Origin of the sequence: Bradyrhizobium sp. (assembly GCF_016219575.1) — a bacterium.
In the GTDB taxonomy this organism is placed as follows: domain Bacteria; phylum Pseudomonadota; class Alphaproteobacteria; order Rhizobiales; family Xanthobacteraceae; genus Bradyrhizobium.
Window position 1 is genome coordinate 56,434 of the sequence record NZ_JACRMG010000013.1, and the last position, 16,102, is coordinate 72,535.

The following is a 16,102-nucleotide window of genomic DNA, read 5'->3' on the forward strand; positions in this document are numbered from 1 at the left end:
AAAGTGGACTTCTCGTGAGATCCGAAAAAGCTCCAAGAGCGGACCTTTTTCACCCCGTTTTTTGTTGCATTTGCAGGCCGTGTGTTGCCCAGGTCTATTGATCCATCGCAACAAAGCGTCCTGTCAGGGCTCTACTAACAACTCCCAATTGCCCACGATGCACGCCGCAAGGGAGAGATACTGATGGCCCACAACGAAGTCGTAATTTGTTCACCCGTGCGCACCGCGATCGGTACCTACGGCGGGACCTACAAGGAAATGCCTGCGACCGACCTTGGCGCTGCGGTTGTCAGGGGGACACTCGAGCGGGCGAGATTGCAGCCCGGCGAGGTTGGCGCTGTCGTCATGGGCAACGTGATTCAGGCGGGCAACAAGATGAATCCGGCCAGACAGGCTGCCATAAATGGTGGCGTCCCCGTCGAGGTGCCCGCGATGACAGTTAACCGTGTTTGCGGCTCAGGTGCGCAGGCTATCGCCAGTGCTGCGCAGGAAATTATGCTCGGTTTCATCAATAGCGCAGTTGCCGGCGGCATGGAGAACATGGATCGAGCGCCCTATCTGATGAACTCCGGGCGCTGGGGTTACCGCATGGGTGATGCGCAGATATTCGATTCGATGCTGATGGACGGGCTCAACGATGCCTTCTCAGGCCAGCACTCCGGCTGGCATACCGAGGACCTCGCACGATCCCATCAGATCACCCGAGAAGACCAGGACCGCTGGGCGGAGCGCTCACAGAAGCGGTTCTCAGCGGCTCAATCGGCGGGCAAATTTGCAGCGGAAATAGCGGCGGTCGAAGTGTTCTCACGAAAGGGTCCGGTAAAATTCGACAAGGATGAACACAACCGGCCCGAGACTACGTTAGATAGCCTGTCAAAGCTCAAGCCGGCTTTTCGCAAGGATGGGACCATCACAGCCGGCAACGCACCCGGACTCAATAGCGGAGCTGCGGCCATGGTCGTGGCCGACAGAACCTGGGCGGAGAAGAAAGGCCTGCAACCGACGGCGCGCCTTGCGGCCTACGGCATCGGCGCCGTCGAGCCCGGCATGTTCGGCCTTGGCCCCGTACCCGCAGTGAAACAGGCGCTCGACCGCGCCGGCTGGAAGATCGGCGATGTCGGTCGCATCGAGATCAATGAGGCATTTGCGGCCATCGCCCTCGCGGTCACGAAGGATCTTGGACTTTCCCCGGACGTGGTCAACGTGGAAGGTGGGGCGATCGCGCACGGTCACCCGATAGGCGCGTCAGGCGCGGTGCTGACGACGCGCTTACTGCATTCGATGAAGCGCGATGGTGTCAAGAAAGGCATCGTGACGCTCTGCATCGGCGGCGGCCAGGGAATCGCGCTTGCGCTCGAAACCTTAACCTGAGCGGCTTCTTGATTTGGCTTCTACATTAGCCGATTGGGCGCGCCAGTCCGTTGGCGCGCTCTGGTGAACTGGGTCGGAACCGTTTGCAGGACACGCCGGGGGTTTTCCAGGCGGTCATCTCGCATCGACGCGCCGGCATCAGGAAGGATATTGATGCTTCGCCTGCGCGCACTGGATGCTCCGACCCCATTTCTTTTTTTCACCGGCAAGGGCGGCGTCGGCAAGACATCGCTGGCTTGTGCCACCGCCCTCGGTCTTGCCGACCGCGGTTCGCGCGTCCTCCTCGTCAGTACCGACCCTGCGTCGAATCTCGACGAGATGCTGGAAGTCAGCCTGACCGACAGACCGGCGCCGGTGCCGAACGTGGCCGGGCTCTTCGCGATGAACATCGATCCGGAAGCAGCAGCCGAAAGCTATCGAACCCGCGTGCTCGAACAGCTTGGGCCTGCGGTTACGCCCGACGAGAAGTCGACCATACGCGAGCAACTTTCCGGCGCTTGCACCACCGAAATCGCCGCCTTCGACGAGTTCGTAGGACTACTGGATGGCGATATGGCAGGCTTCGACCATATCATCTTCGATACGGCGCCGACCGGCCACACGTTGCGGCTTCTCAGCCTGCCAAAGGCCTGGACAGGCTTTCTGAAGGACAACGACCGGGGGGCATCCTGCCTCGGTCCACATTCGGGTCTGAAGATGCAGGAGGACCGCTTTCGCAAGGCGCTTCAAGCGTTGGGCGATCCCAAGCGGACCACCATCATGTTGGTCACTCGCGCAGACCGGAGTGCGGTCCGCGAAGCGGCCAGGACTTCGGGCGAACTCGACGCACTCAATCTCTCGAACCAGACACTTGCCGTAAACGGGCGCTTTCGCGCCACGGACCCGACCGATGCCGTGGCAGTTGCCCTTGAGCGGGATCAGAACGAGGCGCTGGCCTCGATGCCAGCGTCGCTGACGAAACTGCCGCGAGACGAAATCCCATTGTTTGGCTTTGACATCGTCGGTCTCACGGCGCTCAGAGCGGTATTGTCGTCATCCAGCCCACCCCCTGCGAATGCAACCAGCGAACAAGTTGCCAAGCCGGCTGACTTGCCGGGCCTCGGCCGGTTGGTCGATGACATTGCCCAGGGCAAGCATGGCCTCATCATGGTGATGGGCAAGAGCGGCGTCGGAAAGACGACGATTGCCGCTGCCATTGCCGTGGGACTCGCCAAGCGCGGGCATGCCGTCCACCTCAGCACGACCGATCCCGCAGCCCACGTCAATTTCGTCGTCGATGGCGTGATGCCGGGCTTGACGGTGGACCGGATCGATCCCCGGCTCGAGACGGAACGTTACGTCGCGAAGATACTGGCGAGCCGTGGCCGAGACCTGGACGAGCAGGGCAAGGCGCTGCTGCTTGAGGACCTCGCTTCGCCATGCACCGAGGAGGTCGCCGTATTCCATGCCTTCTCGCACGTTGTCGCGGAAGCCCGAAGCGCCTTTGTGGTGCTCGATACGGCTCCGACGGGCCATACCCTGCTCCTGCTCGACGCGACCGGCGCTTATCATCGCCAGATGACGACCCAACTGAACCCCAGCGGACCGGGGCGCATCGTTACGCCGCTGATGAGGCTGCAAGACCCCACCCACACCCGGGTGATCCTGGTGACCCTGCCGGAGACAACACCGGTTTCAGAGGCCGCTGCTCTTCAGGAGGATTTGCGGCGCGCCGGCATCGAGCCCTTCGGCTGGGTCATCAACAAATGCCTCATCGCTTCGGGAACTCACGATCCCTTGCTGCGGTTGCGGCTCGAGCGAGAGAGGGCACAGATTGCTCGCGTACAGAACGGACTGGCAAAACGCGCATTTATGATCGGTTGGCGAAACAAGCCTCCGATCGGCGTGGGAGAGCTTCAGGCGCTATCTTGATCGAGCCCGATTCCCTGATGATGTCGGCATTGGATTATTGACGGCGATTTTGGCCTACGGCAGCGCCGCAGTACCGATAGCCCGCGATCTCAATACGTCTCGACGTGATAGCGGCCGTCTTCGCGCATCGCGGCCTTGAGCGGCGCCCAGTCGATCGCGGCGCCGCGGCAGACGTCGGCGAAGGCTTCGTCCACGCCGCTCTCCATGCCCTTCAGGCCGCAGATGTACACGTGCGTGCGCGGGTCGTTCATCAGCGCGGCGACGGTTGAGGCTTCCGAACGGATCCGGTCCTGCACGTAGACGCGGGGCTGGCCGGGCACGCGCGAATAGCAGAAATACTTGCCGAGCAGTTTCTCCGGCACCTTCTGCAACGGGCCGAAATAGGGCAGCTCCTCGGGGCGCCGTGCGCCGAAGAACAGCAGCAGCCGCCCCGGTGCATCCGGCATGGCGCGGCGGCGGCGCTCGGTGAAGCCGCGGAACGGCGCCGAGCCGGTGCCGGTGCAGATCATGATGATGTTGGCGGCGGGATCGTTCGGGTGCAGGAAGGTCGCGCCGAACGGGCCGGTGATCTCGACCCTGGCACCGCGCGGCAGGTCGCAGAGATAGTTGGAGCAGACGCCGCCGGGCTCGCGCTTGACGGTGAGCGCTAGATTGTGGGCGTTCGGCTTCTCGCCGTCGCGGGAGCTCGCCACCGAATAGAGCCGCACGTTATGCGGCTTGCCCTCGGCGGTGGTGCCGGGCGCGACGATGCCGATGCTCTGGCCTTCCAGCACCGGGAACGGCTGATCGCCGAAGTCGAGGATGATGTGGCGCACGTCGGCGTCGGCATCGGCATGCGTAAGGCGGAAGTTGCCGGTCACCGTCGCTTTCAGCGGCTTGCTGCGGTTGTAGAGATTGACGGTCGGCTTGCTGGCGGAGTGCGGCGCCACCGGCTTGCCGCCGAGACCCTTGCGGGCTTCCTCGAGCAGGCTGTCGATCTCGTTCTCCAGCGCCTCCACCGCGCCGGAGTCCGCGGCCGATATCTCCTGCTGCGGCGGCAATTCACTCCAGGAGAACTGCTCCTCGAGCGAGTAGGGTTTTGCCACAACGCGCCAGTTGTCGATCGAGCCGGTCGGGCACGGCGAAATGCAATCCATGCAGTTATTGCAGATCGCCGCATCGACCACGTAGTTGTTGCCGTCATGCGACACCGCATCGACCGGACATGTCTCTTCGCAGGTGTTGCAACGAATGCATATCTCGGGATCGATCAGGTGCTGCTTCAGCAACTCTCCAACCGGCGCGTTCATGAGCCTTGTGCCCTGACGAGGTTCAGCAGTTCTCGATCTTCACATATTCGAAGTCGCCGGGCTTGTTGTCGATACCGACCCTGGGCGGCGCGATCCAGCTGGCATACTGGCCGGGCTCGGACTGCGGCTGCATCAGCGAACTGATGAAGTCGCCGTCGGCGACGGAAGGCAGGTAGTTGTCGCGCTGCCTGCTCCATTCAGCATCGCTGATGATGACGCCCTTCGGCGTCGCCTGGATGTCCCTGAATTCGCCGATCTGACGGTGGAACGCGGTGTGCGGCAGGTCGAGGCGGAAGTTGACGCCGGTCTTTTCGATCACCTTGTTCCAGCGTTCGACGCCCTTGGCGCAGTCTTCGGAGTAGTCGTCGCGCAGGCGCATGTTGAGCGCGGTCAGCGCCGGCTCGTTCACCATGGTGATCTTGCCGTCAACCAGCTTGGCGACGGGATAGGTGGCGTTGGTGAGACGGTGATCGTCGTCGATCTTGGTTTCCATGAAACGGCCCTTGAGGCCGGCATTGTAGAAGTTGGCGGCGTTGGTCGAGATCTCCGAGCCGAACAGGTCCAGCGTCAGCGAATAGTGCATGTTCAGCTTCTTCTGCACGGTCGGCAGGTCGATGACGCCGAGCGCACGGATCTTCTCGATGTCGTTGGGATCCTCGATTCCCGCGGCCTTCATCGCCTCGCAGGTCCGCTGCAGCACGCGGCCGACGCCGGTCTCGCCGACGAACATGTGGTGGGCTTCCTCGGTCAGCATGAAGCGGCAGCTGCGCGACAGCGGGTCGAAGCCGGACTGCGCCAGGCTTTCCAGCTGCATCTTGCCGTCGCGATCGGTGAAGTAGGTGAACATGAAGAAGGACAGCCAGTCCGGCGTCTTCTCGTTGAAGGCACCGAGCATGCGCGGGCTATCCGCATCGCCCGAACGGCGGCGCAGCAACTCGTCGGCTTCCTCGCGGCCGTCGCGGCCGAAATATTTCTGCAGGAGATAGACCATCGCCCAGAGATGGCGGCCTTCCTCGACATTGACCTGGAACAGATTGCGCATGTCGTAGAGCGAGGGCGCGGTCTTGCCGAGATGGCGCTGCTGCTCCACCGAGGCGGGCTCGGTGTCGCCCTGGATCACCACGAGGCGGCGCAGCATCGCACGGTATTCGCCGGGGACTTCCTGCCAGGCCTTCTCGCCCTTGTGCTGGCCGAAATTCACCAGCCGGCCTTCTTCCTGCGGTGCAAGCAGGATGCCCCAGCGGTATTCGGGCATGCGAACATAGTCGAACTTGGCCCAGCCCTTGGGATCGACGCTGACGGCAGTGCGCAGGTAGACGAGCGACTCCTGGAAACCTTCCGGCCCCATGTCGTTCCACCAGTCCAGATAGCCGGGATGCCAGCCCTCCAGCGCCTTGAGCACCTGGCGGTCCTCGGTGAGATTCACGTTGTTGGGGATCTTGGTCGAGTAGTCGACGTTCATGTAATTCATGGTGTGCTCCTCGGCTTTGCGAATGGCGAGTAGCGAATAGCGAGTAGTGAATGGAATGAAGCCATTCGCTATTCGCCACTCACTATTCGCGCCTACACTCTCGTCATATCGAACTTTGCCTTCACGCCGGTGCCGTAGCGGCGCAGCGCGCCCTCTTCCCCAACCGCGTTGGGACGCTGGAAGATCCAGTTCTGCCAGGCGGTGAGGCGGGAAAAGATTTTCGATTCCATAGTCTCGGGCCCGACGAAGCGGAGGTTGGCTTCCATGCCGGTGAGGCCGTCGGGCGAGAACGACGTGCGCTCCTCGAAGAACACGCGCACCTCGTCGTCCCAGTCGACGTCGTCGAGCGCGAAGGTGACGAGGCCGAGTTCTTCGGCTTCCTCGGCGTCGACGGCCTCGCCGATCTTCGCCTTGGCGCGATCGAGATCGGCGGGATCGGCCTGGAAGCGCGATTCGAGGCGCGTCAGACCGTGGCTCATCGGATAGGGCCCGAAATTCATGGCCGACAGCGTGATCTGCGGCGCGGGACGGTTGTCGCCCCGGCGCGAGCCGATCAGCATGTAGGAGCGGTCGGCGGCGAATACGAGTTCGGCCAGCGTGCCGACGAAGCAGGAGCCGGGCTCGACCAGCGTCACCAGCGTGCGCGAGGTGACGTCGATGCGCTTGAGCACGCGCTTCCAGTAATGCCTGATCTCGTTGACCAACCAGTGCGACTTGTTGGCCTCGAGGAAGGCGTCGGCCGCCAGCACATTGGCGGCCTCGCCATGCGACTTGAACACCAGCATGGCGATTTCGAGCTCGTTGATGCGCAGATGCAGGATGGCATCGTCGAGCTCGCGCGCAACCTGCAGCGGCCAGAACGAAGCGCCCTGTGCCATCATGCCGTCGATATCGGTCGGCGGAGCCGCTTCGGGCGCCGCGATCGTGATGGTCGCGATGCGCTGCTCGCGGTTGATGTCGACGCCGACGAAGCCGTAGCGCAGGCCGTTGGCATCGACGGTCCGCTTCAGCGGGGAAAGCTGGATGCCCTTGCCATTGCCGTTGCGCGCTGACTTGGCGGCGAATTCTTTTGCGCGGTCGGCAATCCTGGCTTCCAGCTTGCTGTTCGGCGCGATCTCGTCGACCAGGCGCCATGCGACGGCGCGCTTGCCCTTGATGCCTTCCTCGATGGTGCAGAAGAAATCGGCGTGGTCGCGGCGCACCTTGCGCTTGTCGACGACGCGCGTCAGCCCGCCGGTGCCCGGCAGCACCGCGAGCAGCGGCACTTCAGGTAGCGAGACCGCGGCAGAACCGTCATCGGCCATGATGATGTGGTCGGTGGCGAGTGCCAGCTCATAGCCGCCGCCGGCCGCCGTGCCGTTGACCACGGTGATGAAGCGCTGGCCGGAATTCTCCGAGGAATCCTCGAGGCCGTTGCGGGTCTCGTTGGTGAATTTGCAGAAATTGACCTTGTGGGCGTGGGTGGAGCCCGCGAGCATGCGGATGTTGGCGCCGGCGCAGAACACGCGGTTCTTGCCCGAGCGCAGCACCACGACCTTGACCTCGGGATGCTCGAAGCGCAGCCGCTGCACGGCGTCCGCGAGCTCGATGTCGACGCCGAGATCGTAGGAATTGAGCTTGAGCTGGTAGCCCTCGAACAGGCCGCCATTCTCGTTGACGTCCATGGTGAGCGTGGCGACGTCGCCCTCGACGTCGAGCTTCCAGTGCTTGTAGCGCGACGGGTCGGTCTGAAAATCGATGAACTTCGCGCCGCCTGCGAGCACGCGGTCTTCGCCGGCCATGGGCCTCACCCCTAGTGCATTGTGTTAATGATTGGATGCACAATAGTGCATGTTCTGGGGCGCGTCTAGTGAAAAATTAGAAAATATGCACTTTGGTTCATGTTCGGCCGATAACCGAAAAGGCCACCCAATCGGCCTTGGTCAGCTCGGATTTGGCGGTTTTCGCCTTCAGGAGCGTGGCGAGCTCGACGGTCGGGAAGCCGTCGGCAAAGCCGTCGCCGGCCGCCGTCGCCTTGCGCGCGGAAAGCGTGTGGAGTTCGGCCAGCGCCTCGCTGAACAGCCGCCCCGCCGCGTGCGGCTTCTGCATGCGCAGGCGGAGATTGCCGTTGGCGATCTGGATGCAGGCGCGCAGCAGGATGCGCTCGCGCCCGCCTTGCGGCGCGGCGGCCCATACCGCTTCCAGCACCTCCTGCGCTTCCCAGAAATAGCCGCGGTCGTTCAGCGTCATGCCGTAGCGCAGCGCCGGATGGCGCGCCGGCACATAGTCGCGAAAGCGCGAGGGCACCAGCGACTTCGCCTTCCACAGCGTGTCGTGATCGGCGTCGTCCTCTTCCATCTCGCCGGGAATGTAGGCCCATTGCGGCAGCGGCAGATCAGGCGATTGATGCGACGGCGTGTTCATCGGCACGCGCCCGCGATTGAATCAGGCCGCCCGGCCCTGCGAGCCCTCGTCCTGCAATACAGCTCTTGCGAATCCCGTGATCGCATCAAGCGTCGCCTCTGGCGCTTCCCGATACGGCGAATGTCCCGCTGCGGGAATGATCGTCGCATCGACCGGACAATAACACTCTTCCTTCGCAATCTCGACCTGACGCATGGTGCCGTACTGGTCGCGCTCGCCCTGGACGATGGCAACCGGCACACGGATATAGGCGAGATACTCGGAAATATCCCAGTCGCGGAATTTCGGATCGAGCCAGGCGCCGTTCCAGCCATAAAAGGCGTTGTCCACATCCTTGTGCCAGCGCGCCAGCTTCGTCCTCAGCTCCGTGGTCTCGTAGGCCTGTTTGATCCCGGCAATGGACTTCACCGAGACATCCTCGACGACAAAGTGCGGTGCGATCAGCACGATACCCTTGACGCGGTGGTCCTGGCGCGAGCCGGCATAGATCGCCGCAATCGAGGCGCCGTCGGAATGGCCCAGCAATAGGCCTTGGCGGAATCCGATCGCATCGAGCACTGCCGGCAGCACGTCGGTGGCCTCGATGTGCATGTACTCCAGCGGGCGCGGCAGCGCCACCGGACTCGAATTGCCATAGCCCGCGCGCGAGAAGGCGAACACGCCGCAGCCGGTCGCGCCCTGCAGCCTGTCCGGAAAATCGCCCCACAGCCCGACCGAGCCGAGCCCTTCATGCAGCATCACGATGGTGGGCGCGGCATCGGGCGCCGGACCGATCATGCGGTATTCGAGATCGGCGGCGCCGATGCGCAGGAAGCCGGTGGGAGAGAGGGTCATGCGAGGCTTCGCGCTTCCAACGCTGCGCGTGATGTCGCGTTGGCTCTGTCACTGGTGAGGGACGCACCGGCGGAAGGGTTCCCTCCCCCCTTGCGGGGGAAGGTTAGGGAGAGGGGTACCGCTTGCTCCGCTGCGCGAGAGGGAGCGAAAGCAACGTTCTTCGAACTTACGTTTTCACGAGGTTCGTGGAAGTGGCGGCGACCTAGGTCTGACGTCAGCGCGCGGGGCTTACCCCTCTCCCCAACCCTCCCCCGCAAGGGGGGAGGGAGCCTGTCGAGCGTGCTCACCTGACGGAACTGCATGCGGCTTCTCACCGACCTCAGTGCTTCGCCTCGCCCTCGCGCAGCTTGTAGCGCTGGATCTTGCCGGTTGCGGTCTTCGGCAGGGAGTCCACCACGTCGATCCAGCGCGGATATTTCCACGGCCCGATCTTCTGCTTCACATGCTCCTTCAGCGCCTCGTAGAGATTGTCGGTCTGGCTGCCGGCGCGCAGCACCACGTAGGCCTTCGGCTTCAACAGGCCCTCCGGATCGGCTTCGGGCACGACGGCGGCTTCCAGCACAGCCGGGTGCGTGATCAGCGCGCTCTCGACCTCGAAGGGCGAGACCCAGATGCCGGACACCTTGAACATGTCGTCGGCGCGGCCGCAGAAGGTATAGCGGCCGTCGGCATCGCGAACGTATTTGTCGCCGGTGCGGGTCCAGTGTCCCTGGAAGGTGTGCCGGCTCTTGGCGCGCTGGTTCCAGTAGCCTTCGCCTGCCGAGGGCGCCTCGACCAGCAGTTCGCCGATCTCGCCGTCCGGCACGTCGGCGCCGTCATCGCTGACCAGCCGGACCTTGTAGCCGGGAACGGGACGGCCGGAGGTGCCGTACTTGATGTCGCTGGGCGAGTTCGACAGGAAGATATGCAACAGCTCGGTCGAACCGATGCCGTCGAGGATGTCGACGCCGAAGCGCGCCTTCCAGGCAAGGCCCACGGATTCCGGCAGCGCCTCGCCGGCGGACGTGCAGATGCGCAGTCTCGTCCCTGCCCGCTCGTTCTTCGACGCCTCGTCGTTCAGCATCGCCGCAAACAATGTCGGCGCGCCGTAGAAGATCGTCGGATTGTACTTGCTGAGCAGCGCAAACATCAGCGCCGGCGTCGGCCGCTCCGAATTCAGCACCGTGGTGGCGCCGACCGACATCGGGAAGGTCAGGGCGTTGCCGAGCCCATAAGCGAAGAACAGCTTTGCCGCCGAAAGGCAGACATCGTTCTCCTTGATGCCGAGCACCTGCTTTGCGTAGGTGTCGGCGGTGGCCTGCAGATTGGAGTGAACGTGGCGCACGCCCTTGGGCATGCCGGTCGAGCCCGAGGAATAGAGCCAGAAAGCCGGCTCCTCGGCATGGGTCTCCACCGTCGCAAAGGAATCGCTCTCCTTGGCCAGTTCCTCGGCGAGCAGCTTGTGGCCGAATGCATTCTTGCCGGCCACCACCACGCATTCGAGGTCCGGCAGGTGGCCGACGACGTCCTTCACCACCGGATACAGCGCCTCGGAGACGAACAGCACGCGGGCGCGGCTGTCGGAAAGCACATAGGCATATTGATCCGCCGTCAGCAGCGTGTTGAGCGGCACCGGCACCACGCCGGCGCGGATCGCGCCGAGAAACACGATCGGGAAATCGACGGTGTCGAGCATGATCATGGCGACGCGCTCCTCGCGGCGGACGCCGAGGCGGCGCAGCAGGTTGGCGGCGCGGCGGCTCTGCCGCTGCAATTCGCCATAGGTGAGCTCGGAAACGGTGTCGGTGAAGGCGAGCTTGGCGCCGCGGCCCTCGTCGACGTTGCGGTCGAGCAGCCAGGTCACCGCATTGTATGTGCTCATGCCGCGCTCCTGATGATCACGCGTGCCATGACGCTCCTCCCGGCTTGTTTGGAATTATAATGCACATAAAATCCACAGGGTCGCTTGCTGTCAACCCTTTTCGGCATTATGTTGCAGAAACATGGCCGAAAAACCCGATCCCGAAACCGGATTTCTCGAACAGCTCGGTCAGCGGGTCCGCACCACGCGCTCGCTGCGCGGCATGTCGCGCAAGGTGCTCGCCAAGGTCAGCGGTATTTCCGAGCGCTACATCGCGCAGCTCGAGAGCGGCAAGGGCAATGTCTCGATCGTGCTCTTGCGCCGCGTCTCGCAGGCGATGGGCGCGCATATCGAGGATCTCATTCCCGACGGCGAGCCCAGGCCCGACTGGCCGGTGATCCGCGATCTCCTGCGCAAGGCGACGCCTTCGCAGATCGCGCAGGCCAAGGACATTCTTTCAGGCTATGGCGCGAGCGTGCATCGCGCACCGGCTTTTGCCGGCATCGCGCTGATCGGCTTGCGCGGCGCCGGCAAGTCGACCCTCGGCAGGATCCTGGCAAAGAAACTCGGCTGGAGCTTCGTCGAGCTCAACAAGGAAGTCGAAACGCAGAACGGGCTTTCGGTCGCCGAGATCATCGCGCTCTACGGCCAGGAAGGTTTTCGCCGCATGGAGCAGGCCGCGCTGAAGCAACTGCTGGCGCGCAAGGAACTGATGGTGCTGGCGACCGGCGGCGGCATCGTCTCGGAGCCGCTCACCTTCGACCTGATCCTTTCGTCGTTCTACACGATCTGGATCAAGGCCGATCCGGAAGAGCACATGAGGCGCGTGCGCAAGCAGGGCGATCTCAGGCCGATGGCCGACGACCGCTCGGCGATGGCGGAGTTGCGCAACATCCTGGTCAGCCGCGAGCCGCTCTATTCGCGCGCCGCGGCGGTAGTGGACACCGCGGGCTTGTCGGTGGATGCCGCGGCGGCGCGGCTGGTCGATTCGGTGCGGCCGGTGCTGCAGAACGAGGCGCGGTCGTTCGGACTGCGCAGCGTCGCGGTCTGATAGCGCTCAGAGCAGCTTGTCCTTCACATCTTCAGCCCCCTCCCGCAGCAGGGGCAGGAAGCGATCGGTCAGTTCGCGCAGCGGTACACGGTCGACATGGGCGCCCATGTTGATGGCGGCGACGATCGTCCCGTCGTAGCGGCGGACCGGGACGGAGATCGAGCGGAAATGCGGCTCGGCTTCGCGGTCGACCAGCGAATAGCCTTTTGAGCGATCAGCCACGATTGTCTTCAGCAGCGCCTTGGGATCGGTGACCGTGTGCGGCGTCAGCGCCTCGCGGCGCATCGCTCTCAGTCGCCTGGCGAGTTCATGATCTTCGAACCGGCCGAGCATGGCGCGGCCGACCGAGGTGCAGAACGCCGGCAGGCGGTAGCCGATGTCGAGGCCGGTGGAGAAGACGCGCGCCGGGCTGCCGCGGGCGATGAAGACGACCTCGTCGCCGTCGAGCAGCGCGAGCGAGGATATTTCCTGTGCGGCGCTGGAGATGCGATCGAGCACCGGTTGCAGCACGGCGACGACCTGGTTCGAGCGCAAATAGGCGCCCGCGAGCGTCAGCACATGCGGCGTCAGCTTGAAGAGCTTGCCGTCGCTGGCAACAAAGCCGCCGCGCTCCAGCGTGAACAGGATGCGGCGCGCAGTGGCGCGCGGCAGCTCGGCAGCGCGGGCGACGTCGCTCAACGTCATCGGGCCGCTCAGATTGCCGAACGCCTGCAGCAGGCGCAGCCCGCGGTCGAGGCTCTCGACGAAATCGGTGGCGCGCTCCTCGCCCTCTTCGCGTTTCAGCTTTGGCATGTCGGTCCGTCGATGATGCCTGCAAACGGAAATATTGTGCTTGCGGCGTTGCCAACGCATGTCATAATTCGCCCAATTGTTCAATAGACGAACAACGTTCGAATGCTCGAAAGGGACCGCCGCCATGATGAGCCAGGAACAGAACGACCAGATCACCCGCATCGGTCCGAAAGATCCCTGCGGCAAGCTGATGCGGATGTACTGGCAGCCGGCGGCGCTGGTCGATGAACTGGAGGGACCGCGGCCGGTGCGGCCGGTCAAACTGCTCGGCGAAAACCTCGTGCTGTTCCGCGACGAGCAGGGCCGCTACGGCCTGATCGACCGGCACTGCGCGCATCGCGGCGCCGACCTTGCCTTCGGAAGGCTGGAGCAAGGAGGCTTGCGCTGCGCCTTTCACGGCTGGCTGTTCGACGCAACCGGCCAGTGCATCGAGACACCGGCGGAGCCCGTGGACTCGCAACTGTGCAAGGGTATCCGGCAGCGCTCCTATCCCGTGGTCGAGAAGGCCGGCATCCTCTGGGCCTATCTCGGCGAAGGCACTCCGCCGGCGTTTCCGGAGATCGACGCCTTCGTCGCGCCCGACAGCCACACCTTCGCCTTCAAGGGCCATTGGGGCTGCAACTGGCTGCAGGCTCTCGAAGTCGGCATCGACCCGTCGCACGCCTCCTACCTGCATCGCTTCTTCGAGGATGAAGATACGTCGACCGCCTACGGCAAGCAGTTCCGCGGCGCCTCTGCCGGCAGCGATCTGCCGATGACAAAAATCCTGCGCGAGTACGACCGGCCGATCATCAATGTCGAGCACACCGAATATGGCCTGCGCCTGATCACGCTGCGCGAGCTGGATGCGGAACACACCCATGTGCGCGTCACCAACCAGCTTTTCCCGCACGGCTTCGTCATTCCCATGAGCACGGAGATGACGATCACCCAGTGGCACGTGCCGGTCGATGACGAGAACTGCTACTGGTATGCGATCTTCACCAGCTACACGAGCCCGGTCGACAAGAAGAAGATGCGCGACCAGCGGCTCGAGATGTATGAATTGCCGGACTACAAGTCGCGCAAGAACAGGACGAACGACTACGGCTTCGATCCGCACGAGCAGCAGACCGCGACCTATACCGGCATGGGCAGCGACATCAACGTGCACGACCAGTGGGCGGTGGAATCGATGGGCGCGATCCAGGACCGCACCCGGGAGCATCTCGGCCAGGGCGACAAGGCCATCGTGCAGTATCGCCGCCTGCTGCGGCAGGAAATCGAAAAGGTCGCCGGCGGAGAGAAACCGATGCTGCATCTCGACGAGGCGCATGCCCGCGCGATCCAGGGTCCGGCGACCATGGACGGCATCGGGCCGACCACGGGCTGGGAAATCTACTGGATGGAAGTCGACGTGAAGCGACGGCGCGGCGCGCCCTGGGCGGCGCCGGTGCCGCGCGAGATCGCCGGCAAGGTGAAGCATCTTACGGCGGCGGAATAAATCTGGCACCGTCATTCCGGGGCGGCTCGCAGAGCCGAACCCGGAATCTCGAGATTCCGGGTCTGGTCCTTCGGACCATCCCGGAATGACAAAAATGGGCACTAGGGGAATACCGCGTTGAGTTTTGTCGAGCGCCACGGCCTGTGGTCGGCCGAGCAGAAGGAAGCCGCTGGCCGGTTGCGCCGCATTGTCGAGGAACGCGAGCTGGAGGTGATCCGCCTCGCCTTCCCGGACCAGCACGGCATCTTGCGCGGCAAGACGCTGGTGGCGGCGGATGCGCTGGCCACGCTGGAAAGCGGCTGCTCCATCACCACGACGATGCTCGCAAAGGACACCTCGCACCGCACGGTGTTTCCGGTGTTCACCGCCGGCGGCGGCTTCGGCATGAAGGAGATGGAAGGCGCGGCCGACGTGCTGATGGTCGCCGACCCCACCACCTTCCGCGTGCTGCCGTGGTCGCCGGCCACGGGCTGGCTGTTGTGCGACGTCTATTTCGCCGACGGCCGTCCAGTGCCGTTCGCGACGCGCAATCTCTATCGCGGCGTGATCGAGAAGCTGGCCGAGCGCGGCTATGATTTCGTCGCCGGCCTCGAGGTCGAATTTCACCTCTTCAAGCTCGACGACGCCAGGATGGCGCCGGAGGATGCCGGGCAACCCGGCAATCCGCCGTCCGTCAGCCTGCTCTCGCACGGCTATCAATACCTGACCGAGCAGCGCTACGACCAGATGGAGCCGGCGCTGGAGATCATCCGCCGCGACGTGCTGGCGCTGGGGCTGCCCTTGCGTTCGGTCGAGGTCGAGTTCGGACCCAGCCAGTGCGAATTCACCTTCCGACCCACCCTAGGTCTCGCGCCCGCCGACAACATGGTGCTGTTCCGCTCCGCCGTGAAGCAGATCGCGCGGCGGCACGGCTATCACGCCACCTTCATGTGCCGGCCGAAAGTGCCGAATGTTTTCGCCAGCGGCTGGCACCTGCACCAGTCGCTGGTGTCGCGCGCCACCGGTGAGAATGCGTTCATGGCGAAAGACAAGGGTGAGGCGCTGAGCGCCTTCGGCAAGCATTATCTCGCAGGCCTGCTCGAACACGCGCGCGCCTCGACCGTGTTCACGACGCCGACCATCAACGGCTACAAGCGCTACCGCTCCTATTCGCTGGCGCCGGACCGCGCGATCTGGGGCCGCGACAATCGCGGCGTGATGATCCGCGTGCTCGGCGGCACGGGCGATGCCGCGACAAGGCTGGAGAATCGGATCGGCGAGCCGGCTGCGAACCCGTATCTCTACATGGCCTCGCAGATTCTCTCAGGGCTCGACGGCGTCGACCGCAAGCTCGATCCCGGCCCGTCGGCCGACGCGCCCTACGAGACCAAGGCCACGCTGTTGCCGAAGAGCCTGCGCGAGGCGGTGTACGCGCTCCACGACGACCCCTTCTTCCGCGACGCGCTGGGCGCTGACTTCGTCGACTATTACGTCCACATCAAGAACGCCGAGATCGAGCGCTTCCAGGCCGAAGTGTCGGACTGGGAGCACCGCGAATATTTCGAGATGTTTTGAGACGCACCGTGGCCTCCATCCTTCGAGACGCCGCTGCGCGGCTCCTCAGGATGAGGGGATAACAACAACGCGGGGACGGACTTGATCCTCATGGTGAGGAGCG

General features: G+C 64.0%; 12 protein-coding genes. 5 read left to right on the forward strand and 7 right to left on the reverse strand.

Annotated elements, in window-relative coordinates; translation table 11 throughout:
- Positions 1–183: 183 nt before the first annotated feature.
- On the forward strand, positions 184–1,371 hold the full coding sequence (locus HZB49_RS13040; protein WP_291611907.1) for an acetyl-CoA C-acetyltransferase: 1,188 nt from the start codon (positions 184–186) through the stop codon (positions 1,369–1,371).
- 153 nt (positions 1,372–1,524) lie between these two features.
- Positions 1,525–3,282: an arsenical pump-driving ATPase gene (arsA, locus tag HZB49_RS13045; protein WP_291611909.1), complete on the forward strand. Its 1,758-nt coding sequence runs from the start codon at positions 1,525–1,527 to the stop codon at positions 3,280–3,282.
- Positions 3,283–3,371: 89 nt separating this feature from the next.
- Here arsA and boxA read toward each other — a convergent pair whose 3' ends face one another.
- The 6 genes from boxA to HZB49_RS13075 all read right to left on the reverse strand — a co-directional run bounded on the left by boxA (position 3,372) and on the right by HZB49_RS13075 (position 11,140).
- On the reverse strand, positions 3,372–4,571 hold the full coding sequence (gene boxA / locus HZB49_RS13050; RefSeq protein ID WP_291611911.1) for a benzoyl-CoA 2,3-epoxidase subunit BoxA: 1,200 nt from the start codon (positions 4,569–4,571) through the stop codon (positions 3,372–3,374).
- A gap of 22 nt (positions 4,572–4,593) precedes the next feature.
- Complete coding sequence (boxB, locus tag HZB49_RS13055; RefSeq protein WP_291611913.1) at positions 4,594–6,042, reverse strand: benzoyl-CoA 2,3-epoxidase subunit BoxB; 1,449 nt, start codon at positions 6,040–6,042, stop codon at positions 4,594–4,596.
- Between the two features lie 92 nt (positions 6,043–6,134).
- Positions 6,135–7,823, reverse strand: a complete 1,689-nt coding sequence (boxC, locus tag HZB49_RS13060) for a 2,3-epoxybenzoyl-CoA dihydrolase (protein ID WP_291611915.1) — start codon at positions 7,821–7,823, stop codon at positions 6,135–6,137.
- A 97-nt stretch (positions 7,824–7,920) separates the two neighbouring features.
- Positions 7,921–8,445, reverse strand: coding sequence for a DUF309 domain-containing protein (locus HZB49_RS13065; RefSeq protein WP_291611916.1), 525 nt, complete (start codon positions 8,443–8,445; stop codon positions 7,921–7,923).
- A 21-nt stretch (positions 8,446–8,466) separates the two neighbouring features.
- Positions 8,467–9,279, reverse strand: coding sequence for an alpha/beta hydrolase (locus tag HZB49_RS13070; protein WP_291611918.1), 813 nt, complete (start codon positions 9,277–9,279; stop codon positions 8,467–8,469).
- A 319-nt stretch (positions 9,280–9,598) separates the two neighbouring features.
- The gene (locus HZB49_RS13075) at positions 9,599–11,140 is read right to left on the reverse strand and encodes a benzoate-CoA ligase family protein (protein WP_291611920.1); all 1,542 of its coding nucleotides are present in this window, start codon (positions 11,138–11,140) and stop codon (positions 9,599–9,601) included.
- Positions 11,141–11,261: 121 nt separating this feature from the next.
- Between HZB49_RS13075 and HZB49_RS13080 the strand changes: the two genes are divergently transcribed.
- The gene (locus HZB49_RS13080; RefSeq protein ID WP_291611923.1) at positions 11,262–12,170 is read left to right on the forward strand and encodes a helix-turn-helix transcriptional regulator; all 909 of its coding nucleotides are present in this window, start codon (positions 11,262–11,264) and stop codon (positions 12,168–12,170) included.
- Positions 12,171–12,176: 6 nt separating this feature from the next.
- On the opposite strand, the gene HZB49_RS13085 is transcribed toward HZB49_RS13080, so the two are convergent.
- Positions 12,177–12,962: an IclR family transcriptional regulator C-terminal domain-containing protein gene (locus HZB49_RS13085; RefSeq protein ID WP_291611925.1), complete on the reverse strand. Its 786-nt coding sequence runs from the start codon at positions 12,960–12,962 to the stop codon at positions 12,177–12,179.
- 124 nt (positions 12,963–13,086) lie between these two features.
- Between HZB49_RS13085 and HZB49_RS13090 the strand changes: the two genes are divergently transcribed.
- Positions 13,087–14,445 (forward strand): aromatic ring-hydroxylating dioxygenase subunit alpha, encoded by a 1,359-nt coding sequence (locus HZB49_RS13090; RefSeq protein WP_291611926.1) that lies wholly within the window; start codon positions 13,087–13,089, stop codon positions 14,443–14,445.
- Between the two features lie 117 nt (positions 14,446–14,562).
- Complete coding sequence (locus tag HZB49_RS13095) at positions 14,563–15,999, forward strand: glutamine synthetase family protein (RefSeq protein ID WP_291611928.1); 1,437 nt, start codon at positions 14,563–14,565, stop codon at positions 15,997–15,999.
- The last annotated feature ends 103 nt before the right edge of the window (positions 16,000–16,102 follow it).